The 19239-nt window shown below is 72.8% G+C and carries 20 protein-coding genes and 5 pseudogenes; 13 read left to right on the top strand and 12 right to left on the bottom strand.

Translation table 11 applies throughout. From position 1 onward, the window contains the following. Positions 1–11 precede the first annotated feature (11 nt). Positions 12–1010, bottom strand: a complete 999-nt coding sequence (locus tag JYK04_RS05225; protein ID WP_189742309.1) for an NAD-dependent epimerase/dehydratase family protein — start codon at positions 1008–1010, stop codon at positions 12–14. A 185-nt stretch (positions 1011–1195) separates the two neighbouring features. Here JYK04_RS05225 and JYK04_RS05220 point away from each other — a divergent pair, with 185 nt between their 5' ends. After that, positions 1196–1666, top strand: a complete 471-nt coding sequence (locus JYK04_RS05220; RefSeq protein ID WP_189742305.1) for a hypothetical protein — start codon at positions 1196–1198, stop codon at positions 1664–1666. 18 nt (positions 1667–1684) lie between these two features. Here the strand turns inward: JYK04_RS05220 and JYK04_RS05215 are convergent, their stop codons facing one another. The 4 genes from JYK04_RS05215 to JYK04_RS05200 all read right to left on the bottom strand — a co-directional run bounded on the left by JYK04_RS05215 (position 1685) and on the right by JYK04_RS05200 (position 4536). Continuing rightward, complete coding sequence (locus tag JYK04_RS05215) at positions 1685–2320, bottom strand: hypothetical protein (RefSeq protein WP_189742302.1); 636 nt, start codon at positions 2318–2320, stop codon at positions 1685–1687. A 321-nt stretch (positions 2321–2641) separates the two neighbouring features. Further along, entirely contained in the window at positions 2642–3418 is a 777-nt protein-coding gene (locus tag JYK04_RS05210; RefSeq protein ID WP_189742299.1) for a hypothetical protein, read from the bottom strand. Further along, entirely contained in the window at positions 3415–3963 is a 549-nt protein-coding gene (locus JYK04_RS05205) for a GNAT family N-acetyltransferase (protein ID WP_189742296.1), read from the bottom strand. Before JYK04_RS05205 ends, JYK04_RS05210 begins: the two co-directional genes overlap by 4 nt. A 66-nt stretch (positions 3964–4029) precedes the next feature. Continuing rightward, on the bottom strand, positions 4030–4536 hold the full coding sequence (locus JYK04_RS05200; protein ID WP_189742293.1) for a GNAT family N-acetyltransferase: 507 nt from the start codon (positions 4534–4536) through the stop codon (positions 4030–4032). 218 nt (positions 4537–4754) lie between these two features. Between JYK04_RS05200 and JYK04_RS05195 the strand changes: the two genes are divergently transcribed. From JYK04_RS05195 to JYK04_RS05185, 3 genes are all read left to right on the top strand, one after another. Further along, complete coding sequence (locus JYK04_RS05195; protein ID WP_229876216.1) at positions 4755–6176, top strand: L,D-transpeptidase; 1422 nt, start codon at positions 4755–4757, stop codon at positions 6174–6176. A 109-nt stretch (positions 6177–6285) separates the two neighbouring features. Then, complete coding sequence (locus JYK04_RS05190) at positions 6286–6981, top strand: HAD family hydrolase (RefSeq protein ID WP_189742290.1); 696 nt, start codon at positions 6286–6288, stop codon at positions 6979–6981. A 131-nt stretch (positions 6982–7112) separates the two neighbouring features. Next, complete coding sequence (locus tag JYK04_RS05185; protein WP_189742288.1) at positions 7113–7907, top strand: 3-hydroxybutyrate dehydrogenase; 795 nt, start codon at positions 7113–7115, stop codon at positions 7905–7907. 15 nt (positions 7908–7922) lie between these two features. On the opposite strand, the gene JYK04_RS05180 is transcribed toward JYK04_RS05185, so the two are convergent. Both JYK04_RS05180 and JYK04_RS05175 read right to left on the bottom strand, forming a co-directional pair. After that, positions 7923–8180, bottom strand: coding sequence for a hypothetical protein (locus tag JYK04_RS05180; protein WP_189742285.1), 258 nt, complete (start codon positions 8178–8180; stop codon positions 7923–7925). Continuing rightward, entirely contained in the window at positions 8167–8460 is a 294-nt protein-coding gene (locus JYK04_RS05175; RefSeq protein ID WP_229876203.1) for a DUF6400 family protein, read from the bottom strand. Before JYK04_RS05175 ends, JYK04_RS05180 begins: the two co-directional genes overlap by 14 nt. 281 nt (positions 8461–8741) lie before the next feature. Between JYK04_RS05175 and JYK04_RS05170 the strand changes: the two genes are divergently transcribed. The 3 genes and pseudogenes from JYK04_RS05170 (at position 8742) to JYK04_RS05160 (ending at position 11976) form a co-directional block, all read left to right on the top strand. After that, entirely contained in the window at positions 8742–10145 is a 1404-nt protein-coding gene (locus tag JYK04_RS05170) for a serine hydrolase domain-containing protein (protein ID WP_229876193.1), read from the top strand. Between the two features lie 96 nt (positions 10146–10241). Continuing rightward, a pseudogene (locus tag JYK04_RS05165) lies at positions 10242–11269 on the top strand (NAD-dependent epimerase/dehydratase family protein). A gap of 107 nt (positions 11270–11376) precedes the next feature. Next, positions 11377–11976 carry a hypothetical protein gene (locus JYK04_RS05160; RefSeq protein WP_189742283.1) on the top strand — a complete coding sequence of 200 codons (600 nt, stop codon included), beginning with the start codon at positions 11377–11379 and terminating at the stop codon, positions 11974–11976. Between the two features lie 20 nt (positions 11977–11996). Here the strand turns inward: JYK04_RS05160 and JYK04_RS05155 are convergent, their stop codons facing one another. Continuing rightward, positions 11997–12461: a cupin domain-containing protein gene (locus JYK04_RS05155; protein WP_189742281.1), complete on the bottom strand. Its 465-nt coding sequence runs from the start codon at positions 12459–12461 to the stop codon at positions 11997–11999. Between the two features lie 164 nt (positions 12462–12625). On the opposite strand from JYK04_RS05155, the gene JYK04_RS05150 reads away from it, so the two are divergent. The 3 genes and pseudogenes from JYK04_RS05150 to JYK04_RS41025 form a co-directional block, all read left to right on the top strand. After that, positions 12626–13507 (top strand): LysR family transcriptional regulator, encoded by an 882-nt coding sequence (locus JYK04_RS05150; RefSeq protein ID WP_189742278.1) that lies wholly within the window; start codon positions 12626–12628, stop codon positions 13505–13507. Between the two features lie 85 nt (positions 13508–13592). Further along, positions 13593–14000, top strand: a pseudogene (locus JYK04_RS05145) (helix-turn-helix domain-containing protein); the annotation flags it as partial. Between the two features lie 27 nt (positions 14001–14027). Beyond that, positions 14028–14144, top strand: a pseudogene (locus tag JYK04_RS41025) (IS5/IS1182 family transposase); the annotation flags it as partial. A 186-nt stretch (positions 14145–14330) separates the two neighbouring features. Here the strand turns inward: JYK04_RS41025 and JYK04_RS05135 are convergent. After that, positions 14331–15188 carry an alpha/beta fold hydrolase gene (locus JYK04_RS05135; RefSeq protein WP_189742275.1) on the bottom strand — a complete coding sequence of 286 codons (858 nt, stop codon included), beginning with the start codon at positions 15186–15188 and terminating at the stop codon, positions 14331–14333. A 101-nt stretch (positions 15189–15289) separates the two neighbouring features. Between JYK04_RS05135 and JYK04_RS05130 the strand changes: the two genes are divergently transcribed. Together JYK04_RS05130 and JYK04_RS05125 are read left to right on the top strand one after the other, a co-directional pair. Continuing rightward, on the top strand, positions 15290–15700 hold the full coding sequence (locus tag JYK04_RS05130) for a winged helix-turn-helix transcriptional regulator (protein WP_189742272.1): 411 nt from the start codon (positions 15290–15292) through the stop codon (positions 15698–15700). 359 nt (positions 15701–16059) lie between these two features. Next, positions 16060–16212, top strand: a pseudogene (locus tag JYK04_RS05125) (IS5/IS1182 family transposase); the annotation flags it as partial. Between the two features lie 141 nt (positions 16213–16353). Here the strand turns inward: JYK04_RS05125 and JYK04_RS05120 are convergent. After that, the gene (locus JYK04_RS05120; protein WP_055645611.1) at positions 16354–16785 is read right to left on the bottom strand and encodes a VOC family protein; all 432 of its coding nucleotides are present in this window, start codon (positions 16783–16785) and stop codon (positions 16354–16356) included. Between the two features lie 148 nt (positions 16786–16933). On the opposite strand from JYK04_RS05120, the pseudogene JYK04_RS42345 reads away from it, so the two are divergent. Beyond that, positions 16934–17171: pseudogene (locus JYK04_RS42345) on the top strand (transposase); the annotation flags it as partial. A gap of 14 nt (positions 17172–17185) precedes the next feature. Here the strand turns inward: JYK04_RS42345 and JYK04_RS05110 are convergent. Together JYK04_RS05110 and JYK04_RS05105 are read right to left on the bottom strand one after the other, a co-directional pair. Then, complete coding sequence (locus JYK04_RS05110; protein ID WP_189742269.1) at positions 17186–18298, bottom strand: sensor histidine kinase; 1113 nt, start codon at positions 18296–18298, stop codon at positions 17186–17188. Continuing rightward, positions 18291–19196 (bottom strand): response regulator transcription factor, encoded by a 906-nt coding sequence (locus tag JYK04_RS05105; protein WP_189742267.1) that lies wholly within the window; start codon positions 19194–19196, stop codon positions 18291–18293. Before JYK04_RS05105 ends, JYK04_RS05110 begins: the two co-directional genes overlap by 8 nt. Positions 19197–19239: the final 43 nt, after the last annotated feature.

Here is a 19239-nt window from a genome sequence, read left to right as displayed (position 1 = left end):
CCCGCGCGGCGTCACTCCGGCGCGTCGGCCAGCGCGGTGAGGAGCTCCCGCTCGCGGTCGGTGCTCAGGCCGGCCCGGCGGGGGCGCTCCAGCCCCTCGGCGCGCTCCCACCGCAGGACGTCCTCCAGCATCTCCGCGCGCGGGCGGTCGCGCAGCCCGGCCGCGTGCGCCGCGGCACCGCTGCGGGCGCAGAAGCCGGCCCACTTCGGATCGGGCATCCACATGGCCATCGACTCCGGGCCCATGAACGGCACGACGCCCTGGTCGAGGAGCCACTGCGGGTCCGCCCCCGCCACCGGCCCGGTGTATCCGGCCGCGCGTGCCGACAGGCCGATCCAGCCCTCGAAGGAGACGACGGGACCGACGGCGTCGAAGGTCCCGGTGGTCCCCTCCTGGGCCAGGTCCAGCAGCCAGCCCGCCAGATCGCGCACGTCGATCGCCTGGGTGGGCACCTGGGGGGACCGGGGAAGGAGCACGGGCTGGTCCACGTCACGGGCGAAGCGTGCCGCCCAGTATCCCGACCGTCCGCTCGCGTCGCCCGGCCCGCCGATCAGGCCGGCCCGGGCGATGACGAGCCGGTCTCCCACCGCGGCGCGCGAAGCCTCCTCGCAGGCGACCTTCGCCTCCCCGTACTCCTCCCGCCCCACGTGGTCGCCCTCGGCGGGCGGCAGCAGCGCGGCCGACTCGTCGGCGCCGACCGTGCTGTGATCGGCGTAGGCGCTGATGGAGGAGACGTAGGTCCAGTGCCGGGTCCGCCCGGCGAGGGCCGCGAGCGCGCCGCGGACGAAGGCCGGCTGCCAGGACACCTCGATCACGGCGTCCCAGTCGCGGTCGAGGAGTTCCGCGTAGGCGGACTCCTGGTTCCGGTCCGCCGCCACCAGCCGCGCACCGGGCGCGACGGCGCCGCTCTCGCCGCGCGCCAGGCAGGTCACGGAGTGCCCCCGAGCCAGCGCCTGCCGCGTGATCTCACGTCCCAGCCATGCGGTCCCGCCCAGTACAAGAAGATCCATCAGGCCACCTCAGCACATCGCGAGGGCCCCCGCGACGCGGGTTCGCGCTCGGCGAAGGCGGGCGGGTGCGCACGCGCACGGATCCGGCCACGACCGCCCGGGCGCCGTTGACCGCGTGCGGGGGCCGTGGAAATCTCGACGCCCGGTCCCGGGAGGGGACTTCCGGCAATGCGGGAGGGGCGGACATGGCGGTACGTTCACTCAGGCTTTCGGCGGTCGCCTTGATCGCGGCGGGGGCCCTGCTGGGGGTGGGCGCCACGGGGCCCGCACAGGCGGCCGGGGCCTCCGGCGGCCACCCTGTCACCGCGGCCGCCCCGGTCGCCCCGAGCGACCCGACCCCGGAGGAACAGGAGCGGCTGCGGGAGATCGCCGGCTCCATCTGGACCCCGCAACTGGCCGCGGGCTGGAACATGAACGCGGACGTGGCGGACGTCCTGTCGGAGGTGACCGGCGGCATCCTCACATGCTCCGAAGCCTTCGCCCTGGTACCCAGGCCCCCGGGCTTCGTGCCGGGCCTCGGCTACCTGCGCCAGTACTGGAAGCAGATCAGGGACTACTTCCTGGTGGTCAGGGAGAACCGCACCTACCGCGCATGCGTGGTGTCCGCGGCCGCCCACTACCGATCGATCATCGAAATGGCCTCGGCCGGCGTCTGACGCTGTGACCGCACGGACTCAACGGTCGCCTTCGACGTCGCGGCCGGTCTCGTGGTCTCGGCCCCATTGGGAGGTGTCCCGCTCGACGGAGCGGACGTGGTGGGCCAGTCGCAGCTGATGCTTCCGGGGCAAGGTCGAGGGCAAGGCCGCGAAGGTCTTCGGGAGTACGGCGACCATACTGCTGACCTGCTCTCCGTCGTGCATCCGGAGCAGCGCGGTGCACTGCCACCAGTCGATCTCGCCGCCGCTGCCGTTCGGGTTGCCGGGCCAGTAGTAGTTCGCCGGATCCGGGAGCAGGTAATGGATGCCGTCGGGGGCGAGATGGGCCCGGAGCCATGATCCGCTTCCGGCCAGGCCGAGCCGGAGCCGTCGGGCCTGGTCGTTCAAGGCGCAGACCGCCTCGGTGTCCAGAGCTTTGAGAACGTTCGCTTCCGCGGGCAGTGGCCGGCGCCCGGCGGGCGTTTTGACCGGCCAGCGCCGGAACAGAAGTGCCACCCGCTGCCGCGGCGTCATCGGTGACGGGCCCTTGCGGGATTGCGGCAGGGGTGGGGGCGGCGTCCAGTTGCGCGCCGCCTGCTCGATGTGGCGCAGCATCCATGCCCGGGCCTCCGGGCCGGCGGTGTTCCAGACCCAGCTCATCGGCCGTTCGGCCATCGCCTGATCGAAGCTGCCAAGGGGCTTGCCCTGCCGGGACGGTGTCCTGGGACGCGGCCGTGCGACGCCCGGAAGGTTGTGGCTCAGGTCGGCCAGGAACCTGATGCGGTCCAGAACCTCCTCGGGGGAGGTGTCCGGCGCCGTGCGCCCCCGGCCATGTGCCGGATCTCGGTGAATGCCCTGGCCGCCAGGAGCGCGGCCATGTCCCGGTCGAGTTCGGCCACTCGGTGTCGTCTCATGCAGATCCCCCCGTGCTGCCCTGTCCGGCGCGTTCGCTCATGCCCGGAGCGTACGGTGAGCCCCCGACCGGCGACGCAGGTGTCAGGACCTGGACAGGTTGAGGAAGTACCCCTTGGCGCCGTCCCCGCGCAGGGAGCGCGCCAGCTCGGCGACGTGCTGTGCCTGGGCCGCGGAGAGGCGCCGCGCCTCCCACAGCAGAGCGGCGGCGTCCACCGCCTCCGGGGCCGGAGGCGGTGGCACCTCACGCAGATCGACGCCCGTCAGCCCGGCCAGTTCGCGGGCGTCGATCCCCAGCACGGCTGCGAAATCCGTCACCAGGCGGGGCGTCAGCTCCGTGTCCCCGGAGCCGATCACGCCGTAGGTGGGCGCCGAGAGGTACGTGGGCGTCACCACCGCCAGGAGCCGGGCCATGCCCATCCGGTCCAGATTGCGGTACTGGAGCATGCGGACGACCCGGCCGCCCGGACCGGCATGGGATGCGATCGGCTTCGCGGCGAAGACGGAGGGTCGTTCCTCCTGCGGCAGTGAGCGGATGAGCTCCAGGAGTTCACGCCGTTCCGAAGCGGGGAGGTGCACCGCGTTCATCACGAGGTACGGCGCCCACCGCTCGGCCGCGGCGTCCGACGGCGCCATGTCGTCCGGGACCGCCAGCCCCGCCAGGATGAACAGATCGACCGCGTGGAAGCCCAGGACAGGTGCGATCCGCCGGAGCAGCTCCTCGCCGGGGACTTCCCCCGCGAGCACCGCTCGGACCCCGTTCGTCATCGAGCCGGCGCGATCGGCCGGATCCTGCACGCGGAGGGCCCTGTGGTCCAGCAACCACGCCAGCATCACCCCGAAACCGGGCGCCTCCTTCACGCGGGGTTCGCCCACTCCTCCCGAAGCATCCCGAAGAGCACGCTGTCGTAGCGCCTCCCCTCCATCAGCACGGCAGACCGGCGGCGGCCTTCCTCACGGAAGCCCAGCCCGGCAAAGGCCCGCACCGCGCGCTCGTTGCCGCTCCAGGTGTCCAGTTCCAGGCGGCTCAGACCGTACGCGCCGAACAGGTGGCCGATGAGCAGCCGCAGCGCGTCACTGCCGTGGCCACGGCCCCAGAACTCCCGTTCGCCGATGGTGATACCCAGCGTGGCCACTCCGGCGTACGGGTCCAGGTCCCGGAAGTCGGCCATGCCGATCACCCTTCCGGATGCCAGGTCCTCGACCGTGAACACGGCCGACTCCCGGGGGCTCAGGCGCAGCATGGTGCCGAAGGCGATCCCGACCGCCTCCGCCGTGACCGGGCCGAAGCTCGGATCACCGGCCGCGGCCCAGCGCACCACCTCCGGGTCGTTGCGCCACCGGAGATGGTGCTCGGCGTCCTCGGCGCGCAGCGCACGCAGCCGTACCGACTTTCCTTCGAACATCACGTATCCCTCATCGAATCGCCGATCGTTCAAACCCGGCTGTCCCCGCACCGGTACGAGGCGCCGTCACAGGTCCCGCCGCATGCAGACGCGGGGCCACCGGTCGAGGCCGTGTGCCGCCTCGCGCTCGCGGATCTCCCGCAGGCCGGGAGTGAGCCCCGCGTCCGCCAGCGGCCGGAAGCCGCAGCGCGCGTAGTACGGGGCGTTCCACGGGACCTCGGTGAAAGTGGTGAGGGTCAGGGCGGGCGCGCCCGCGCGCCCGGCGAAGTCCGCCAGGTGCTCCAGCAGGCCCCGGCCGAGCCCGCGGCGCGCGCGGTCCGGGTGGACGGACACCTGCTCGACGTGCAGATTGCCCTCGACGTGCTCGGCGATCAGGTAGGCACCCGGGACATCGGCCCCGTCGACCGACACCCAGGCCAGCCCGGCCCGTTGGTAGGGGGCGAGCTCGTCGAGCGTCAGCGGCTCGTCGTCGGCGATCTCCGGCATGCCGATGTCCCGGAAGCAGCGACCGGCGCCCCTCTCGATGTCCTGGAGGAGGGGCAGCTCGTCGAGCCGTGCTGTGCGGATGGCCATGGCCGCATTGTCGCGGGCGGCCCGCCCGAGGGCATCCGATTATCGGACCTCCGTCCGTGCCCCGCTCTCCGGCGCCGGGTTCTGTGCTCCGTCCGAGTTCTCTTCGGTGCCCGTTCGGCCGCAGCACGGAGGGCATGATCATCATTTTGGCGCCACATCGCTTTGATACGGCTATGCCACGAATGCGACGGAGACAACCGACCAAGACGTGGGGTGCCGTGGCTGCGGTGACGGGGGCCATGCTGGTCGTCGCCGCAGCGCCGGGCCGGGCGCCCGATGCGGACCCGGCGGCGGGGGCCCTCGCGGGCCCGCAGCGCGAGGCCGCGGTCACCCTGCTGGTCGGGAGGGTGCTGGACGAGGGCGGTGGATCCGGCGACGGGCCCTGCGCGGTGCGCATGTTCCGGCCCGGGCTGTGCAGCGGCTGGCAGGAGCAGCGGGTACGGGCCACCGCGCGCGGGGTGGGATCCGTCGTGAAGGAGCCCGCCCTCGGCGGTGCGGCGCGGGCCGCCCGGGCCGCCCGGACCGAGCTGCTGCCCACGGACTCCGGCGGGCCGCTCCAGATCGCCCTCGCGGACCAGGGCCGCCTCACGGACGTGACCGTGCGCGACGGCCACGGCCGCCATCTCGCCGGTGAGCTCGCCCCGCACAGCGAGCGCTGGCTCAACAGCGAGCCGCTGCGGGCGGGCGAGACGTACACCGTGCAGGTCGGCGCCCTGGACGCGGACGGGACCGCGGTCGGCGTGACCATGGCCTTCCGGACCGCGCCGCCCAAGGACGGGGGCAGGCTGACGGTCGAGTTCGGGCCGGGTCCCGGCACGTACGGTGCGGGGGAGATCGTGACGGCGAGCCTCAGCCGCCCGGTGCCCGCCGACGACCTTCCGGCCCGCGCCCGGCTGGAGCGGGCACTGCAGGTGACCTCGGAACCCCATGTCGAGGGCGCGTGGCACTGGGTCGACGAATCGACCCTGCACTTCCGGCCGCGTACGTACTGGCCCGCCCACACCGTCGTCCGCGTCCGCAGCGGTCTCGACGGGGTCGAGGTCGGGGACCAGGACTACGGCGGCCCCTCCGACGCGGTGCAGTTCACCATCGCGGACCGGATCGAGGCCGTCACCGACTCCGCCACCCACCGGATGACCGTACGCCGCAACGGACGGGTCATCCGGACGATCCCGGTCACCACCGGCAAGGAGGGCTTCAGGACCCGCAGCGGCATCAAGGTCGTGCTCCGCAAGGAGCCCAAGGTCCGGATGCGTGGTGACACGGTCGGCATCAAGCCCGGTACCAGCGAGTTCTACGACCTGCCCGTCTCCTATGCGACCCGGGTGACCTGGAGCGGCGAGTACATCCACGCCGCGCCCTGGTCGGTCGAGGCGCAGGGCGAGGAGAACGTGAGCCACGGCTGCACGGGCATGAGCACCGAGGACGCCGCCTGGTTCTTCGAGACCGTCCGCGAAGGGGACATCGTGGAGGTGGTCAACAGCGGCGGCGCGAGGATGGCCCCCTTCGACAACGGGTTCGGCGACTGGAACCTGGACTGGCGGACCTGGCTGGCGGGCAGCGCCCTCGCCGCCGTCGACGGGAGCCCGGAGGGTTCACCGGCCACCCCGGTCACGTCCAGGCTGCACCCGACCACCTGAGCCGTCCCCGGCCGTCCCCGCCCGCGCCCGGTCGGCGGCGGCGGCCCGGCTCCGCCCGGGCTCGGCCCGGACCGGACAGGACCGGACAGGGCCGCACTACGATCACCACATGATCAAAGGCGTGATGTTCGACTTCTCCGGCACACTGCTGCGCGTCGAGTCGACCGAGGAGTGGCTCGCCGCCGCCCTCGCGGAGACCGGCATCCAGCCGGCCGAGGAGTTCGGCGAGACGGCGCGGCGGCTGACCGAGTACGGCGCGCTGCCCGGCGGGCCGTCGCCCCAGCACCTGCCGGCGCACCTCGAAACCCTGTGGGACCAGCGGGACATGAGCCCCGAGCAGCACCGGGCCGCCTACGGCGGCCTGACCCACGCCGCAGGCATCACCGACCCGGAGCTCGTACAGGCCCTCTACGACCGCCACATGATCCCCGCCGCCTGGCGCCCCTACCCGGACACCGGGCCCACCCTGCGCGCACTGCGCCGCCGGGGGCTCCCGGTGGCCGTGGTCAGCAACATCGGCTGGGACCTGCGGCCGGTCTTCCGCGCGCACGGGCTCGACGAGCTGGTCGACGCCTACGTGCTCTCCTTCGAGCTGGGCGTCCAGAAGCCCGATCCGGTGATCTTCCGGACCGCCTGCGACCGGCTGGGCCTGACCCCCGCCGATGTGCTGATGGTCGGCGACAGCCGCGAGGCGGACGGCGGCGCGCGGGCGCTCGGCTGCCCGGTGCACTTCGTCGACCACCTCCCGGTCGACCAGCGGCCCGGCGGACTGACCCCGCTCCTGGACCTGCTCGGGCCCGTGTAGCCGCAGGCTCTCCCAGGGCGGGCGGGTTCCGCCGTCCTCGGGACCCTGGCGGCGCCCGACACACCGCACCGCCCGACTGTGGCGGCCGCGCACATGGGAGCGGCCCGGCGATGTCCCGGATGATTCCGGGCATGACAAGCGGATACCCTCCCGTGCCCCACGCAACAGCCGCCACCGCGGGCATCGACCTGGCGGGCCGCACCGCCATGGTGACCGGCGCCGGCGGCGGTATCGGGCGGGCCTGCGCCTCGGCGCTCGCCGCGGCCGGGGCCCACGTACACGTGGTGGACATCGACGCCGCCACGGCGAAGGCCGTCGCCGAGCGGATCGGCGGGCGGGCGCACGTCGTCGACCTGGCCCGGGCCGAGGCCGTCGAGGAGCTCCCGGCCGAGATCGACATCCTGGTCAACAACGCCGGGCTGCAGCACGTCGCCCCGCTGACCGAGTTCCCGCCGGACCGCTTCGCACTCATGCAGCGTGTGATGGTGCACGCGCCGTTCCTGCTGATCCGCCGGACCATGCCGTACATGCGCGCACGCGGCTGGGGCCGCATCGTCAACCTCTCCAGCGCGCACGGGCGGCGCGCCAGCGCGTTCAAGGCCGGATACGTGACCGCGAAACACGCCCTGGAAGGGCTCAGCAAGGTCGCGGCCGTCGAAGGGGCCCCGTACGGCGTCACCAGCAACTGCGTGAACCCCGGATACGTCCGCACACCACTGGTCGAGCGGCAGATCGAGGCCCAGGCCGCCGCTCACGGCATCGACGCCGGACGGGTGGTGTCCGAGGTACTTCTGAGCCGCTCCGTGATCAAGCGGCTGGTCGAACCGGAGGAGGTCGCCGCAGCCGTCCTGTGGCTCTGCGGCCCGCACACCGGCTACGTCACCGGAGCCTCGATCCCCCTGGACGGCGGCTGGACCGCCACCTGACCCCCGGGACGGCCGTCAGAAGCCGGGACGGGCGTCCGAGCCGGTCTCCCACCGGGAGCGGGTGGCTCCGAAGCCGCTCTCGTGCACCCAGACGTGGGTGCACCCGGGGCACTGGAGGTGGAGCATGCTGCCGGTGTTGGTCAGCAGGTAGCGCCAGTGCGTGGAGCAGGTACGCCGCTGCTCGCAGGGTTCGCAGCCGCGCGCGTCCGCACACTTCGGGCAGGCCACCCAGGCACGGCGCCCGGGATCGGCCTGCGGGTCAAGCGGCAGCACTGCCGTCTCCGCGCGAGGGCAGCACACCGGCCGCCACCAGGTCGTCGTAGAGGCCCTGCTGTTCCGCGTCGAGCCCGGAATAGAGCAGGTCGTACGCGGCCTCCTCACCGAGGAGCACCTCCATCGGATCCCAGTCAGGGCCGAGGGCCGCCATCACCTGGGCGCGCCGGAGCACCTCCTGCGAGGTGAGGTCGACGGCGAAATCGACCAGCTCGGACGCGTCGGAGGCACCGGGGGTACCGGAGGCGTCGGAGGGAGGGGTGCGGTCGTGGGGGGCCATACCTTCGAAGTTAGGTATCCCTTCCTTGTCCGGTCAAGGGAGGGTGGGCGGAGTCACATTCCGCTGGTCAGGGGCTGCGCGGGCCCGGGGGTGCCGCGCCGGACGGGGCAGTGGGCCGGGAAGCGCGGCGTGACAAATGTAATGGCATGTCAAGGTGCTTCTCCTTCTGGAGGTTGATGCCCGCTTCGTCCTGACGGAGGAGGTCGTGGTGGGGGTCCGGAGCGAAGAATTGAGGTGACCAAGATCGCCGGGCCCCACCGGGCCACCGACGAGGAGCCGCCGTGCCCCACACCCGTGCTGCCGACCGATCCGCACCGCGACTGCGTCGTGCCGCCTCGGCCACCGCCGTCGCCTTAGCCCTGCTGGCGGGCCTCGCGCCGGCCGCGAGCGCCGCCGTCCAGGAGGCGCCGGGCGCCTACGGCCAGGACGCCGCCCGGCGCCTCGACCGTGCCCAGCTGCAGGCCGGGCTGAACGCGATCCAGGGGGCGGGCGTGTACGGCGTCTACTCCGGGGTCCGTGACGGCCGCGAGCGCTTCGACGGCGCCGCCGGCCTCGCCGACGTCGCCACCGGGCGCAAGGTCCGCCCCGACCTCCGGCACCGCGTCGGCAGCGTCACCAAGACGTTCACCGCCGTGGCCGTCCTGCAGCAGTCCGCGAAGGGCCGGGTGGACCTCGACCGGCCGGTAGGCGACTACGTGCCCGAGCTGCTGCCCGGCGAGCGCGGCCGCAAGGTGACCGTCCGCATGCTCCTCAACCACACCAGCGGCATCTACGACTACGTCGGCGACGCCTTCCCCTCCCTCCTGAAGGGGACCACGGAGAGCCTGGACGAGCACCGGTACCGCACGATCAAGCCCGCCGAGCTGATCGGCTACGGAGTGGCCCGGCCGCAGCTGTTCGAGCCCGGCACCGGCTGGTCCTACTCCAACACCAACTACGTGCTGCTCGGCGAGGTGCTCCGCAAGGTGACCGGCCAGGACCCGGAGCAGGTGATCACGCGGGACGTGATCCGGCGCGTGGGGCTGCGCGACACCTACTTCCCCGGTACCGACCCGCGCATCCGCGGGGCGCACGCCCGCATGTACGAGAGCTTCTACGGACTCATAGACCCGCCGCGCGACTACAGCGACTACAACATGACCTGGGCCGGCACCGCCGGGGCCCTCGTCTCCACCCCGCAGGACCTCAACACCTTCTACCGCGCCCTGCTGGGCGGCGACATCCTGCCGCGCCGCCAGCTGGACCAGATGCGCACCACCGTCGACGTCAAGGACGAGACGGGCGCCGTGGCCATGCGCTACGGCCTCGGCATCTACTCCATGGACACGCCGTGCGGCCCGGCCTGGGGCCACGACGGGGGAGTCTTCGGCGCCGGCACCTGGGCCCTGTCCAGCCCGGACGGCCGCCGCCAGTTCGCCATCGGGTACAACCTGATGAAGTACCAACGCCTCAACGCGGCCGGCACGGCCTTCGACCCGCACCCGGCCGACGCCGCGCTGCGGGACTACCGCGACCGGTCCCTGTGCGGCACCACCGCACCGCACACCCCGGACCCGGCCGCGAAGGACCGCCCCGCCGAGACCCCGTCGGCCCAGGCCCCGCCGGCCCAGCCCCCGGCCGCTCCGAAGGTACTGCCCCCGAGCATGCCGGCGCTCCCCGGACCGCTGTCGGGCCCCGTCCGCTGACCGGACACAGCCGCGGAACCGTCCGGGTCCTTACGGATCCGTGACGTGCGGCCCCGTACGCGCCGTGCGGGGCCGCACACGGCTTAGCGTCGGGGCATGCGCGTACTTGTGACTGGAAGCGCGGGCTTCATCGGCTCGCACATCGTCGCCGAGCTCCTCGGCCGCGGCCATGAGCCGGTGGCCTTCGACCTGGCGGAGGACGGGCGGGACGTACGGGACCCGGATGCCGTGGCGCGGGCGCTGGCAGGCGTGGACGCGGTCTGTCACCAGGCGGCCAAGGTGGGGCTCGGGAAGGAGTTCGGGGACGCGCCCGGCTACGTGTCCGCCAACGATCTGGGCACCGCGGTGCTCCTCGCCGAGATGGCGCGGGCGCGGGTACCGCGGCTGCTGCTCGCCGGGTCGATGGTCGTCTACGGCGAGGGACGCTACGAGTGCCCGGCCAACGGCACGTCCGGCCCGGCCCGCGCGCGGAGAGCGATCTGCGGGCCGGGCGGTTCGAGCCGCGCTGCCCGGCCTGCGGCGCCGGCCTGGCGCCGGGGCTGGTCACGGAGGACGCCCCGACGGACCCCCGGAACGTCTACGCCACGACCAAGCTCGCCCAGGAGCACCTCGCGTCCTCCTGGGCCCGGGCCACCGGCGGACGCGCCGTCTCGCTGGGCTACCACAACGTCTACGGGCCCGGGATGCCCCGCGACACCCCGTACGCGGGAGTGGCCGCGCTGTTCACGTCCTCCCTCGCGCGGGGCGAGGCGCCGCGCGTCTTCGAGGACGGCGGACAGCGCCGGGACTTCGTCCACGTGCGGGACGTGGCCGCGGCCAACGCGGTGGCGCTGGAGACCCTGGCCCGGGGGGACGCGGACGCCGGGCCCGCGGGCCTCACCGCGTACAACGTCGGCAGCGGCGACCCGCGGACCGTCGGCGACATGGCGGGGGCGCTGGCCGCCGCGTGCGGAGGCCCGGCCCCGGTGGTCACCGGTGAGTACCGGCTCGGCGACGTCCGGCACATCACCGCCGACTCGGCGCGCCTACGCCACGAGCTGGGCTGGCGCCCGGCCGTCCCCTTCGCCGCGGGCATGGCCGAACTCGCCACGGGCCAGGCCGTTTCCCTTGCGACGGGACCGTGACACGGGCGTAGCAGACCTTGATCATCCGAGCGGATAGAGTCGCCTGGCCGGCCGCGCCGAGGGCGCCGCCTGTCACCGCAAACACAGAACCTCGGGGGATCCACATCGTGCTGACCAACCGTCTGCTCCGGGCTGCCGTGCCGATGGCGCTCACGGCCCTGGCGCTCACCGCCTGCGGGCCGGAGGACGACGCCGCCGGCCCCGCCGCCACACAGAAGGGGACGTTCGCCGAGCCGCTCGCCCTGAAGGCGTCGGCGGACGTGTCCGAGACCCACTTCCCGGACCAGGCCAAGACCCAGCTGAGCGTCACCCCGGTCTCGGTCGTCAAGGGGGACAAGGCCGCGGTGGAGAAGCTCGGCGTCGGGCTGCTGGAGGGCAAGACGCCCTACTACGTCACCACCACCTACGCGCACAAGGGCGGTGCGCCGGACACCGGCAGCTTCAACTTCAAGCTGCTCCTGCACGGCACCGACCAGCAGCGCGCGTACTTCTTCGCCCCTGCCTGGGGGGCCAAGTTCGAGCCCTGCCAGGAGGTTTCCGAGTCCGAGCTGCCCCTGGCCGCCGGCAAGTCCGTCACCACCTGCGAGATCTACCTGGTGCCGGACAACGTGCAGCCCGCGTTCGTCGGCTTCCAGGGCGACCGCGACAACCGCTCCCCGAGCTATGAGACCGGCACCGCGGCCGAGGTCGTCTGGAAGGTGGGCTGACGGCCCGGGGCCGGCCCGCCTCAGGCTCCGGGGAAGTGGACGTCGTAGCGGTCCTGGTGGGGCAGCAGTTCCTCGAACCCGGCCAGCCCGTGCTGGATGCGCCCCAGCGTCCGGAAGTAGCCGAAGCGCTCCACACCCGGGGTCAGCACGACGAGGAGTTCGGCGCCCTCGCCCGGCGCCGGGCCGAACGCGTGCGTGAGCCCGGGCGGTACGAGGACCAGCCCGCCTTCCGTCACCCGGACCGGCTCGGTGCCGAGCAGGAAGTCCGCGACCCCGCCGAGCACGTAGAACAGCTCGGTGGACCGGGTGTGGAAGTGCTGCGGCGCCCCGGCCGAACCCGCGCCGAGGCGGAGCCGGTTCACCCCGGCCGCGCCACCGTCGGCCAGCAGCCGGAAGGCCCCCGAGCGGGGCAGCGGCACCTCCTCGGCGTCCGCCGCCCGCACCACGAGCGCCGTGCCCGCGACCTGTCCCTGGTGCTGTCCCATCCGCTGTCCTTCCGCCGCTTCGGTCCGTCGTGCCGACCGCTCCATTCGAGCAGGGCAACAGCCTCCGAACCAGCGCCGTTTCGCACGTACAGTCATCTCCGATCGTGATGGGTCGTGATGGGTCGTGATGGGTCGGATCGGGTCGGGGGCGGGGAGGGCCGCGGATGGAACTGCGTCAGCTGCGGTATTTCGTGGCGGTCACCGAGGAAGGGGGCTTCGGCCGGGCCGCGGAGCGACTCCACACCGTCCAGTCCGCGGTGAGCCGCCAGATCGGCCTGCTGGAGCGGGAACTGGGCCTGGTCCTCTTCACCCGCACCACCCGCCGGGTGGGCCTGACCGGCGCCGGGGAGCGGCTGCTCCCGGAGGCGCGGGCGGTGCTCGCCGCGGCCGCCCGCACCCGGGAGGTGGCCGCCGAGGTCGTGGCGGGCGCGACCGGTGTGCTCAGGCTGGGCACGGTGCAGGGGCCGGGGGACCGGGTCTACCGGCTGCTGGAGGAGCTCGTGGTCCGCGCGCCCGGACTCCAGGTGCGGCCGGTGCGGCTGCCGGTGACCGAGCGGCTCGCGGCGGTGCGTTCCGGGGAGCTGGACGCGGCGCTGGTCCGGGCCCGGCCCGAGGCCCCCGGCCTGGAGCTGCTGCCGCTGTGGCGGGACCGGCTGTACGCGGCCCTGCCGGGCGGGCATCCCCTGGCCCAGGCCAATGAGCTGGGCCCCGAGCAGCTGGCGCACCTGCCGCTGCGGCTGGCCGCGCGGGAGACGAACCCGCCCTTCCACGACCTGGTCGCCCCGCTGGCCGGAGCGCCCGCCGGGCCGCCCTTCACCGACCTGCTCGCCACGCTCACGTCGATCGGCGAGAGCCCCCAGGATCCGTCCTGGACGGTGTTCTACGAGGTGGGGCCGCTGCCGAAGCTCCCGCGCACCGCGATCCGGCCGCTGACCCGGCCGGCCCTGACCACGTACCTGGCGGTGCTGCCGGGCCCTCCGGGACCGGCGCTGCGCCAGTTGCTGGCGGCGGCGGCCGCCCATGCACCGGAAGACGGAGTTCCGTAGCGGCGCAGGGCCGGCACGATCCGAAGGAGACGACCCAAGGGTTGTCCCGTAAGCGATCTTGCCGTGGCTGGTGTGATCACGGCGTCTGAGCCAGCCGTCCTGGACAGCCCCGTTCGCCGGACTGAGCCCGCGCGCCTTCGGCAAGTTGATGAGCTATTGGCGGCCGCGTACTGGCACACCGACTGACCCTGGGTCAACGCGTGCCGCTCTTCGGAGTGTCCGAGTCCACCGCCGATCGCGTCATCGACCACCTCGGCCCCGGGCTCGCGCCGGCCCCGAGCAGGCGCTTCGCCAAGGACACGGTGCTGATCGTGGACGGGACGCTGGTACCCGCACCCGCCTGGTCGTGGTGGTCGGCCGGCGGCTGCCGGGGAACCGCAACGACTGCCTGGCCTGGGTCGAGGCCGGTGCCAACCGGGCGGTCGGCAACACTACGACGATCGCGGACGGCGGCTACCCGGGCACCGGGCTGATCATGCCGCACCGCCGGCGCAACCTGCTCGGCCACCACGATCCGCACCGAATCGTCGGCCTCGTCCTCGACCAGATCGCCGTCGACCGAGCGATCACCAAGGCACCTGGAGGCGGGGAGGCCGCCGGACGCTCACCGGTCGACCGCGGCAAACAGGGACTGAAGACGCGTGGCAGAACGCCTTTCACCGTCTCGCCCGGTGCCACGAGCGTCGCGTCACCGTCATCGATGCCTTCTTCGACCTCGCCGACACGATCACCACCGTGCGCAGCCTGATCCGGCGGTCCTGGACGACTCACCGCTGGGACGAACGCCCGAACCGCAGACCGGGATCCTTCGGACCCGCTCCGGTCACTTCGGCAGATCGGCGGAGAGGAAGGGAGCAAGGAGCGCGAACAACCTGTCGGGGCGGTCCAGGGGGATGATGTGGCCGCAGTTCTGAAGGTGGTATCCGACCAGGTCATCGGCGATGGGACGGAGTTGGCGTTCGAGCCCGCGGCCGACGGGGTGAGAACCGACGGCCATGGTGGGCATGGTCAGCCGAGCCGTCGCGACTGCGTCCTGGATCTGCTGCGCGCTGGTGGGCAGGGCCCGGTAATAGGAGAACGCGCAGCGCAGAGCCTCACCCCCGGTGTACGCGTGGACGAAGGCCGCACGGATGTCCTCGGGTACTCCTCGCCCGAGCGTCCCCGAGTTGAGGAACCAGTCGACGTACGGGGCCTCGTTGCCGGCCAGGACGGTCTCGGCGAGGCCGGGGACGGCGTGGAAGCCGAACCACCACGGGGCACCGCCCGCGACGACGTCCTCTGCTCCGGGCAGGCGGCCGAGCAGTGCCTCCATCACGACCAGGCGCCGGACGAGGCCGGGCCGGCGCAGCGCGAGCAGGACGGCGGGGGCAGTGCCCGCGTCGATGCCGACCACCGCTGCCGAGGGCTCGCCGAGTACCTCGAGCAGCCCTTCGGCGTCGGCAGCGAGGGTGCCTGCGTCGTAGCCCTCGACGGCGCGGGCACTGGCACCGAAGCCTCGAAGGTCCGGGGCGATGACCCGGTACTGCCCGGCCAGTCGGTCCATGATGCCGCTCCAGAGTTGCCAGGTGTGCGGGAAGCCGTGCAGCAGGAGAACCGCATGTCCCTGTCCGGCGATTGCGACATTGAGTTGGACGCCGTTCGTCGCGATGCGGCGCAGGTGGTGTGCGGTGGTGACGGGCATGACGGCTCCTCCCTGGTGGTTACCATTGGTGACCACAGAACGATAGGTAACTGACCGACCGCTTCCTAGACGGCACTTTCAGGGAAGGTGGTGAGCCACAGGTGACCACCCGAGGAGCCCGGGCCCCCGGTCACGGGGTCCGCGGCGATCTGTTCGATCCCCATTGCCCAACGAGGCAGTTGCTGGACCGCATCGGTACGAAGTGGACGTCCATGGCCGTCAAGACACTCGCCGATGCCGCACCGGACGAGGTGCGCTTCGCGGAGCTGAAACGCCGGATGCCCGGCGTGTCGCAGAAGATGCTGTCCGTGACGCTGAGAAGCCTGACCCGCGACGGGCTGGTGGCGCGCAGGGTCGAACCCACCGTGCCGCCGCGGGTCTTCTACCGACTCACCGGACTCGGGCTGTCCCTGGAAGCCGCGCTTGCGGGGCTGCGGACCTGGGCGGAGGAGCACATGGTCGAGATCGACCGCGCCAACGAGGCCGCCGCCCAGGAGGCCGATTGGGAGTAGACAGGCCGATTCCGCGCTCAGTACCGGTGGCTGGGGTACTCGATGCAGCCGGCATCGCCGCCCTGGTACCACGTCGCTTTGGCACGTCGACGCCGGAGGAGGACACGGCGCGATGGTGCCGGGCACGTCGTTCCGCTTCGACGGGCAGGGCACAGAGACGGCCGTGGACGCGATGAAGCGGTACTGCGGGCTGCTGGACGAGCAGGAGATGGAAGGTAAATCGCCGGCGCAGTGGCCGGCGACGAAGGAACTGGTGGGGGACCACGGGGAGATGGTGTTCGAGGACGACATCTCCCAGTTCTGCCCGAAGCGCGCCAAGATCCTGAAGTCGGCCGTTGCGAGCACCTGTCCGCGGTTGTTCCAAGAGCCGCAAACGGGTTCGCGCCCGCGTCGGGCACGCCTTCGGCCGTATGAAGACCTGGAAGATCCTGCGCGACTGCCGTTTGAGAGGCGACGGTGTCCGCCACGCGATGCACGGCGTTGCCCGCCTGCACAACCTCGCTCTCACGGGATGCCTGATGCCCCCGCCGCATGTGGGTCCTGAGAGGTCCACGGGAGACCGGCCTCGGGGAACATCGAGCGAGCCGATATCGGCTGCCCCGATGTTCCCCGAGGCCGGAGACGGGTCCCCACCTCGCCGTCTCGGAGGAGAATCAGGCGAGGCAGAACTCGTTGCCCTCGATGTCCTGCATCGTGATGCACGACTCGTTGACGCCATCGGCGCGCTGGGTCAGCACGTGTTTCGCGCCGAGCGCCATCAGCCGTGCGCATTCGGCCTCGAGTGTGGCCAGGCGCTCCTCACCCACGAGCCCGGCGCCGGCCCGCACATCGAGGTGCACCCGGTTCTTGACGACCTTGCCTTCGGGAACTCGCTGGAAGAGCAGGCGCGAGCCCACGCCCGAGGGATCAGTGCACGCGAAGTAGATCTCATCCTCGGGCGGCAGCGAGCGGTGGTACTCCTCCCACGTGGCAAAGCCCTCCGGGACCGTCGGTACGACGTACCCCAGCACCTCGCACCAGAAGGCGGCGAGGCGCGCAGGCTCCGCGCAGTCGAAGGTCACTTGGAACTGTTTGATCGTTGACATCGGCGCACGATAACAGGGGCCCTGCACATCTCCCCAGGTCGGGAGGTCCGCACGTGGTCGGGAGGAGGCGCCTGCTACCCGCTGCTGTGTCGTGCGGTCGCAGGGGTGAACCGAGGTCAGTGCCTCCCCGAAGGGAACCTGGGATGCGATAGGGCTTCCGTGGGGCGGTTCTCGCCCGTCGTGCCGACCCAGATCGTCATTCCGCCGGATCGAGCCGCCGGTGCCCGCCGATCCGGTCCGTGGACGACGGTGGGCCGATCACCGCCGCACCCTTGAGGCCAACGCCTGGAAGTACCGCACCAACTCGCCCCGGCGGGACCTGCCAGGCCGGCTCAGCCCGTTCCGGACCGCTCACACATGGCTGGTCAGATGGGCTGTCGATGACATCTGGGAACAGAACCTAGCCGGCCGGGGCCGGCAGGGTCAGTTCGAAGCGGCAGCCGCCGGAGACGTTGTGGACGTTCGCGTGGCCCGCGTGGGCCTCGACGATGCCCCGGACGATCGCGAGGCCCAGGCCCGCGCCCGACGGCGGGGTACGGGCCGGGGTGCCGCGCCATCCCGTGTCGAAGACGCGCGGGAGGTCCTCCTCGGGGATGCCTCCGCAGGCGTCGGTGACCGAGAGCACCACGGAGTCCTCGCGGCGTTCGGCGGCGATCGCGACCGTCCCGTCGGCCGGCGTGTGGCGGATGGCGTTGACCAGGAGGTTGGACAGCACCCGGGTCATCTCCTTGCCGTCCACCTCCACCGGAAGTGAGGCGACGCCCTCGCCGACCAGCCGTACGCCGTGCTCGCGCGCGAGCGCGTCGGTGCCGGCCAGGGCGTCGCCCACCAGGTCGTGGAGGGACATCCGGGTCAGGGTGAGGGACAGCGCGCCCGCGTGGATGCGGGAGAGCTCGAAGAGGTCGCCGACCATGGAGTTGAGGCGGTCGACCTCGGTCCGGATCTGCCGGTGGTAGCGGGCGGGATCGGCCGCCATACCGTCCTCCAGCGCCTCCGACATGGCGCGCAGCCCGGCCAGCGGGGTGCGCAGATCGTGCGAGATCCAGGCCACGAGCTCGCGCCGCGAGGCCTCCAGGGCCCGCTCGCGCTCGCGGGAGGCGGCCAGCCGTTCGCTGGTGAGGGCCAGCTCGCGGCTCAGCGCCGTGAACTCGGCGGGCGCGGGCACGGCCGGTGCCACGAACGTACCCTCCTGCCCGAAGACCCGGGCCGCGCCGACGAGTTCCCGGCAGCGCCGGACCACCTGGCGGCCCAGCAGCAGCGCGGTGGCCATCGATACGGCCGCGGCCGTCGCGACGACCGTGGTCACGACGGCCAGGTCGTGGGAGGACAGGAACATCGCCCAGGCCACGGTCAGCGTTCCGGCGAGCATCGCGGTCACGGCGACCGCGGCGACGATCGTGAGGGAGACGGCGACGCTGCGGCGGCGCAGTATCCGCAGCGCCACGGCCCCGAGCAGCCCGGCGGCGCCCGCGCCGAGGAGCGCGTACAGGGCGATCAGCAGGAAGTCACGCATGGCCGTCCTCCGTCCGGAAGGCGTGCTCGGCCCCGGTGTCCGGAGCCGGCTCGAAGCGGTAACCGGCGCCCCACACGGTCCGGATCAGCTGCGGGTTCCCCGGATCGTCCTCGATCTTGCCGCGGAGCCGCCGCACGTGCACGGTGACCGTCGACAGGTCGCCGAAGTCCCAGCCCCAGACCTCGCGCATCAGCCGCTCCCGGTCGCAGACCTGGCCGGGGTGGCGCAGGAAGTAGGCGAGGAGATCGAACTCCCGCAGGGTGAGTGCGAGCTCCCGGCCCTCCTTGTGGACCCGGCGAGCCGCCGGGTCCAGCACCAGGCCGGCCACCGCCAGCCGCGGACCGCCCTCCGGACCGCCCTGCGGGGCACCGGCCGGGGCAGCGGCCCGCGCCCGGCGCAGTACGGAGCGCACCCGCAGCACGAGCTCCCGCGGGCTGAAGGGCTTGGTCACGTAGTCGTCCGCGCCCACCTCCAGGCCCAGGATCCGGTCGTCCTCGTCGCCGCGCGCGGTGAGCATGATGACGGGGACGGGCCGGCCGCCGTTCTCCCCGGCGCGCAGCCGGCGGCAGACCTCCAGGCCGTCCATCCCGGGGAGCATCAGATCGAGGACCAACAGGTCGGGGCGGTGTTCTTCTGCGGCGCGCAGGCCGGTCGGGCCGTCCGCCGCCAGGCGCACCGAGAATCCGGCCCGCTCCAGGTACCCGGCCACGACCTCCGAGACGGTCGGATCGTCGTCGACGACCAGCACGCTGCCCTGCGCGCCGGTCCGGGGGTCGGACCGGGTTCCGGTCCGGGCGTCGGCCTGCGCGCCGGTCAGGGCGTCGGCTCGGGCCTCGGCCCGGGCGGTCCCTTCGGCGCCGGGCCACTCGTTCGTACTCTCCGCATCGCTCACTGCCATGCCCCCAGGCTGTCACCCGCCCCGCCCCCTGTGTGGCGCGGAC

Origin of the sequence: Streptomyces nojiriensis, assembly GCF_017639205.1 — a bacterium.
In the GTDB taxonomy this organism is placed as follows: Bacteria; Actinomycetota; Actinomycetes; order Streptomycetales; family Streptomycetaceae; genus Streptomyces; species Streptomyces nojiriensis.
Note: the sequence above shows the minus strand (reverse complement) of the source record. Positions and strands in the feature narration are given on the sequence as shown.

Excerpts from the sequence above, each read along its gene's own strand:
- JYK04_RS05225 (WP_189742309.1), bottom strand. The coding sequence starts at position 1,010 with ATGGATCTTCTTGTACTGGGCGGGACCGCATGGCTGGGACGTGAGATC.
- JYK04_RS05220 (WP_189742305.1), top strand. The coding sequence starts at position 1,196 with ATGGCGGTACGTTCACTCAGGCTTTCGGCGGTCGCCTTGATCGCGGCG.
- JYK04_RS05215 (WP_189742302.1), bottom strand. The coding sequence starts at position 2,320 with ATGGCCGAACGGCCGATGAGCTGGGTCTGGAACACCGCCGGCCCGGAG.
- JYK04_RS05205 (WP_189742296.1), bottom strand. The coding sequence starts at position 3,963 with ATGTTCGAAGGAAAGTCGGTACGGCTGCGTGCGCTGCGCGCCGAGGAC.
- JYK04_RS05200 (WP_189742293.1), bottom strand. The coding sequence starts at position 4,536 with ATGGCCATCCGCACAGCACGGCTCGACGAGCTGCCCCTCCTCCAGGAC.
- JYK04_RS05190 (WP_189742290.1), top strand. The coding sequence starts at position 6,286 with ATGATCAAAGGCGTGATGTTCGACTTCTCCGGCACACTGCTGCGCGTC.
- JYK04_RS05185 (WP_189742288.1), top strand. The coding sequence starts at position 7,113 with ATGACAAGCGGATACCCTCCCGTGCCCCACGCAACAGCCGCCACCGCG.
- JYK04_RS05175 (WP_229876203.1), bottom strand. The coding sequence starts at position 8,460 with ATGGCCCCCCACGACCGCACCCCTCCCTCCGACGCCTCCGGTACCCCC.
- JYK04_RS05155 (WP_189742281.1), bottom strand. The coding sequence starts at position 12,461 with ATGGGACAGCACCAGGGACAGGTCGCGGGCACGGCGCTCGTGGTGCGG.
- JYK04_RS05150 (WP_189742278.1), top strand. The coding sequence starts at position 12,626 with ATGGAACTGCGTCAGCTGCGGTATTTCGTGGCGGTCACCGAGGAAGGG.
- JYK04_RS05135 (WP_189742275.1), bottom strand. The coding sequence starts at position 15,188 with ATGCCCGTCACCACCGCACACCACCTGCGCCGCATCGCGACGAACGGC.
- JYK04_RS05120 (WP_055645611.1), bottom strand. The coding sequence starts at position 16,785 with ATGTCAACGATCAAACAGTTCCAAGTGACCTTCGACTGCGCGGAGCCT.
- JYK04_RS05110 (WP_189742269.1), bottom strand. The coding sequence starts at position 18,298 with ATGCGTGACTTCCTGCTGATCGCCCTGTACGCGCTCCTCGGCGCGGGC.
- JYK04_RS05105 (WP_189742267.1), bottom strand. The coding sequence starts at position 19,196 with ATGGCAGTGAGCGATGCGGAGAGTACGAACGAGTGGCCCGGCGCCGAA.